Raw genomic sequence first — 4,553 nt, forward strand, 5'->3', positions numbered from 1 at the left:
ACGCAGGGTGACACTAAAACTTGTGGAAGTCAGGCCAGAGCTTCTAGCACTACAGAAAGCTCGGATGGAGCCGGAAGTTTCTGGAGTTCGAAGTAGACACTGAAATCGATCGCCTTAAGCGCTTCGGCTTCTGCCAAGCCCCCAGTCACCACTCTGTACTCGAACGGTACCTGGTCGAGATTGCGGTACAACTGACGCGCCTCCGCTGGGTGGTCACTTAGCTTCTTCTTGTGGCTACCTATCCGGATGTACGACGTGCCGCTGAATTGCACCGGAGAATGGCTAGCCGCGGCGATCTCAAGGATGACAAATCGCATCCCCTGAACTTGACCTACCTTGTACGTGAGTCCAGGGTCAGGCTCCAATAAACCGGTCACCCAGGGCTCGAAACTCTGGTTTCCCTTCTTCAGGATGGTGTGGTCGAATTTCGTGCCTACCAGTTTGTGTGTGCGGTCCTCAACACCCCAAACAAGATACGCACGAGCTTCACCGTGGAGAGCAGCAGAATTGGCCAGCGCGGAAATGTACTGGCCAATCTCATGGGGGTCGGACAAACCCACTTTGAACTCGAGCCACTCACATTCCTGCGGCTGCGCTCGGAGTCGCTCGAGCAACTCGCCGAACGCGTCTCCTCCCAGGGGGACCGATGACATATTCACTCCGCAACCCTATCCAAGCGCGGAAGGCGGTGCGCCCGAAGCTCGATTGGCTCCATTTCGGACAGCAGGGATCGTAGGAAGCGCCTGTCAAGGACGGTCTACATCCAGTCAACCGGGCAGCCGAAGCCCAGCCTGGTTGCGTGAGGCCCGAGAAGGGAGTGGCCAAGATCAGCCACGAACGCCAGCCTTGACCCCGAAACCCTGCTTGAGCAGCACGTCCTGTGACCAACGGCGGAAGTGGAGGGATTTGAACCCCCGGTGCTGTTGAGGCACGCTCGCTTTCAAGGCGAGTGCATTCGGCCGCTCTGCCACACTTCCTCGTCGTCCGCCACGACACGCTCGGGCGCGTGGTTCCACGTGGAACACGCGTGGACGACGGTGCTCATCGTAGTGGACCCCTCCCGCTCACACCCAGCCCGGCTGCCGGCCGGAGCCATCGCGGCTACGGTCGAGGGCATGAAGGCCATCGAGTATCGCAACGGTCCCGATTCCCTCCGTCTGACGGAGGTCGACGATCCGATCCCCGGTCCCGGCGAGGTGCTCGTCGACGTGGCGGCTACCGCCGTCAATCGCGCCGACCTGCTGCAGTCCAAGGGGCACTACCCTCCCCCGCCCGGCGCGTCGGACATCCTCGGCCTCGAGTGCTCGGGACGGATCTCGGCCGTGGGCGAGGGCGTCGAGGGCCTGGCGGTCGGCGACGAGGTGTGCGCCCTCCTGGCCGGCGGCGGGTACGCCGAGAAGGTCGCCGTGCCCGCCGGACAGGTCATGCCCGTTCCGGTCGGGGTGTCGTTGCACGAGGCCGCAACCCTGCCCGAGGTGGCCTGCACGGTGTGGTCCAACCTCGTCATGACGGGCGGGCTCGGCCGCGGCGTCCTCACGGCACACGCCCGCTGGGGCGACACCGAACTCGGTGCCCCGCGAGTGCTGATCCACGGCGGGGCGGGCGGCATCGGCTCCCACGCCATCCAGGTCTGCCGCGCGCTCGGCGCCCGCGTGGCCACCTCCGCCGGAGGTCCGGAGAAGGTGCAGAAGTGTCGCGATCTCGGTGCCGACCTGGTGATCGACTACCGCGAGGAGGAGTTCCCCGACCGGGTCAGGGAGTGGACCGACGACGACGAGCGAGGCCGTGGCGTCGACCTGATCCTCGACGTGATGGGCGCGAAGTACCTCGAACCCAACATCGCCTCACTCGCCCCGGACGGCCGACTGATCGTGATCGGCATGCAGGGCGGGATGAAGGGCGAGCTGAACCTGGGAGCCCTGCTCCCGCGCCGCGCCGGCGTGCTGGCCACCAACCTCCGGGCCCGCCCGGTGGACGGTCCCGGCGGCAAGACCGGCATCTGCCGGGAGGTGGTGGACCACGTCTGGCCGATGATCGCCGCGGGAGACGTGACCACCCGCGTCTCGCGTGAGATCCCGCTGGAGCGGGCAGCGGAGGCGCTGGGCCTGCTCGAGTCGGGCGAGAGCCACGGCAAGATCCTGCTGACCGTCGGGTGACCGAGGAGGAACTGACGATGTCCACCACCGATGGCGCCGACGACCCCGGTGCCGAGCACGGTCCAGCCACCGTCATGACCGCGAGCCGCACGATCCCGGCGTCTCCGGCGGAGATCTTCGCGCTGCTGGCCGACCCGACCCGCCACAAGGACACCGAACCCGGGGACTGGGTTCGCGACGCGGTGACGTCTGAGGCCATCAGCGGTGTCGGGGACGTCTTCGCGATCACCATGTACAGGGAGGCAGGGGGCGGTGACTACGTCATACACAACGTGGTCACGGCTTTCGAACCGGACCGCACGATCGAATGGGAACCCGGCCGAACCGACGAGTCCGGTCACCTCTCCACGGGCGGGTGGAGTTGGCGGTACGACCTGGCCCCGGCAGGCACGTCCACCGAGGTCACCCTCCGGTACGACTGGTCCCGCACACGGGAGGGGTTCGCCGCCGAGATCGGTGGGATGCCGCCGTTCGGGCGCGATTTCCTCGAGGCGTCCCTGGCCTCTCTCGAGGCGGCGTTGGCGAACTGAACCCGTGCGATGCTCTCGTGCGATGCTCTCGTGCGTTGAGCTGGTGCGATGAGCGGCTACGACGGTCAGCCCGCCGGTAGGCGGTCCAGCATCTCGAGCACCTCGTCGCACCAACTCACCCAGGCCTGTTCCACCTGGATGCCCAGCGTGAGCACCCGGTGCTGGAGGAGGTCGCGGGCGTCCCCCGGGTCGGGCCGGGCGAAGTCCCGGTCCTCGATCTCGCGGTACCGGCGGAGGTTGGCGGCCCGCTGGTCGCGGTGGTGCGTCAGCGCCTCCCGGACCTCGTGGACCGCCCCCGTCGCGGCCGCGGCACGCACCCGCACCGCCATTGTGGATCGCATCGGATCGGGCTCGTCGGGCTCGCGGATCCACTCGGTGAGCAGCCTCCGGCCGTCTTCGGTGACCTCGAAACGGCGCGGGTTACCCCGCGAGGGGGCGCCTGCGAGCGGGAGCTCCCGGATCAGTCCGGACTCCCCCAGTCGATCCAGCTCCCGGTAGATCTGCTGGTGGGTCGCCGGCCAGAAGTACCCGATGGACTTGTCGAACCTCCGTGCCAGCTCGATCCCGCTGCCCTCCCGCTCGGTGAGGGAGGTGAGGATCGCGAACTTCAGCGACACGGATTCAGCGCGCTGCCAGCGCGGACGCCGCGTGCTCGTACTCCGCCCGGAGCCGCTCGACCAGGTCGCGGACGGAGCCCGTCGAGGTGACCGCGCCGACGCCCTGGCCCGCGCCCCAGATGTCGCGCCACGCCTTGGAGTCCGCGCCCCCGCCGGAGCCGAAATCCATCGCGGTGGGATCCGAGACGGGCAGGTCGTCCGGGTTCAGCCCGGCCGCCTCGATGCTGCCCCGGAGGTAGTTCCCGTGGATCCCGGTGAACAGGTTGCTGTAGACGATGTCGGAGGCGGAGCTGTCGACGATCATCTGCTTGTACTCCGCGGCCGCGCGGGACTCCTCGGTCGCGAGGAACGCCGACCCCACGTAGGCCAGGTCGGCGCCGGCGGCCTGCGCGGCGAGGATCGACCGGCCGTGCGCGATCGCCCCGGACAGCAGAAGCGGGCCGTCGAACCACTCGCGGATCTCCTGGATCAGGGCGAACGGCGACTGCGTCCCGGCGTGTCCACCGGCGCCGGCGGCCACCGCCACGAGCCCGTCGGCGCCCTTCTCGATGGCCTTGCGGGCGAACCTGTCGTTGATCACGTCGTGCAGCACGATCCCGCCGTAGGAGTGGACGGCGTCGTTGACCTCGGTACGGGCACCGAGGGAGGTGATGACGATCGGCACCTCGTGCTCGACGACGGTCGCCAGGTCCTGCTCGAGCCGGTCGTTGGACCGGTGGACGATCTGGTTGACGGCGAACGGGGCCACGTAGCGGTCCGGGTTCGCCACGGCGAAGGCCGCGTTGCTCTCGGTGACCTGGTCCAGCCACTCCCCCAGGACCGACTGCGGTCGCGCGTTGAGCGCCGGGAACGAGCCGATCACACCGGCCTGGCACTGCGCGGCCACCAGCTCGGGGCCGGAGTAGATGAACATCGGCGAGGCGACCACCGGCACGGTGAGCGGGCCGGCGAGGACGGAGGGAAGGGCCATGAGCAGTCCTTTCGGGACCGGGATGAGGTCGGCTTTCCCCGACCGTACGGCCGCCCACGGTTTTATGCAACTAGTTGCACAAAGATCTGGACGCGTGGCGGTGGAGCGTCCCGATCACCTCATCGCTCACCAACCGGGTAGATCTCCTCGGCCACCCGCTCCGCCGCCGACACGAACGCGGCGACCGTCGCGGGAGCGAAGCCGCCCGAGTCCGGAATCGCGGGGATCCCCGTCGACCCGGCCGCGCCGGGGTCCTGGGCACCCGCGGCCCCCGCCCCCG

Annotated in this window: 5 protein-coding genes and 1 tRNA gene; 2 read left to right on the forward strand and 4 right to left on the reverse strand. The window is 68.3% G+C overall.

The features are described 5' to 3' along the window. Window positions 1-29: 29 nt before the first annotated feature. A complete protein-coding gene (locus tag G6022_RS16010) occupies window positions 30-653 on the reverse strand; it encodes an ATP-binding protein (RefSeq protein WP_182639991.1) in 624 nt (207 codons plus the stop codon). Window positions 654-891: 238 nt separating this feature from the next. Continuing rightward, a tRNA-Ser gene (locus tag G6022_RS16015) sits at window positions 892-977 on the reverse strand. 138 nt (window positions 978-1,115) lie between these two features. Here G6022_RS16015 and G6022_RS16020 point away from each other — a divergent pair. Together G6022_RS16020 and G6022_RS16025 are read left to right on the forward strand one after the other, a co-directional pair. Further along, a complete protein-coding gene (locus tag G6022_RS16020; protein ID WP_182639992.1) occupies window positions 1,116-2,156 on the forward strand; it encodes an NAD(P)H-quinone oxidoreductase in 1,041 nt (346 codons plus the stop codon). Between the two features lie 74 nt (window positions 2,157-2,230). After that, window positions 2,231-2,686: an SRPBCC family protein gene (locus tag G6022_RS16025; RefSeq protein WP_182639993.1), complete on the forward strand. Its 456-nt coding sequence runs from the start codon at window positions 2,231-2,233 to the stop codon at window positions 2,684-2,686. Window positions 2,687-2,751: 65 nt separating this feature from the next. Here the strand turns inward: G6022_RS16025 and G6022_RS16030 are convergent, their stop codons facing one another. After that, window positions 2,752-3,303 (reverse strand): helix-turn-helix transcriptional regulator, encoded by a 552-nt coding sequence (locus G6022_RS16030; RefSeq protein WP_182691996.1) that lies wholly within the window; start codon window positions 3,301-3,303, stop codon window positions 2,752-2,754. 4 nt (window positions 3,304-3,307) lie between these two features. Next, entirely contained in the window at window positions 3,308-4,273 is a 966-nt protein-coding gene (locus G6022_RS16035; RefSeq protein ID WP_182691998.1) for a nitronate monooxygenase family protein, read from the reverse strand. Between the last annotated feature and the right edge of the window lie 280 nt (window positions 4,274-4,553).

The organism is Dietzia sp. Cai40 (assembly GCF_014145165.1).
Taxonomy (GTDB): Bacteria; Actinomycetota; Actinomycetes; order Mycobacteriales; family Mycobacteriaceae; genus Dietzia; species Dietzia natronolimnaea.

Bases quoted from the DNA above. Each gene is read 5' to 3' on its own strand.
- G6022_RS16020 (WP_182639992.1), top strand. From the start codon at position 1,116: ATGAAGGCCATCGAGTATCGCAACGGTCCCGATTCCCTCCGTCTGACG.
- G6022_RS16010 (WP_182639991.1), bottom strand. From the start codon at position 653: ATGTCATCGGTCCCCCTGGGAGGAGACGCGTTCGGCGAGTTGCTCGAG.
- G6022_RS16025 (WP_182639993.1), top strand. From the start codon at position 2,231: ATGACCGCGAGCCGCACGATCCCGGCGTCTCCGGCGGAGATCTTCGCG.
- G6022_RS16035 (WP_182691998.1), bottom strand. From the start codon at position 4,273: ATGGCCCTTCCCTCCGTCCTCGCCGGCCCGCTCACCGTGCCGGTGGTC.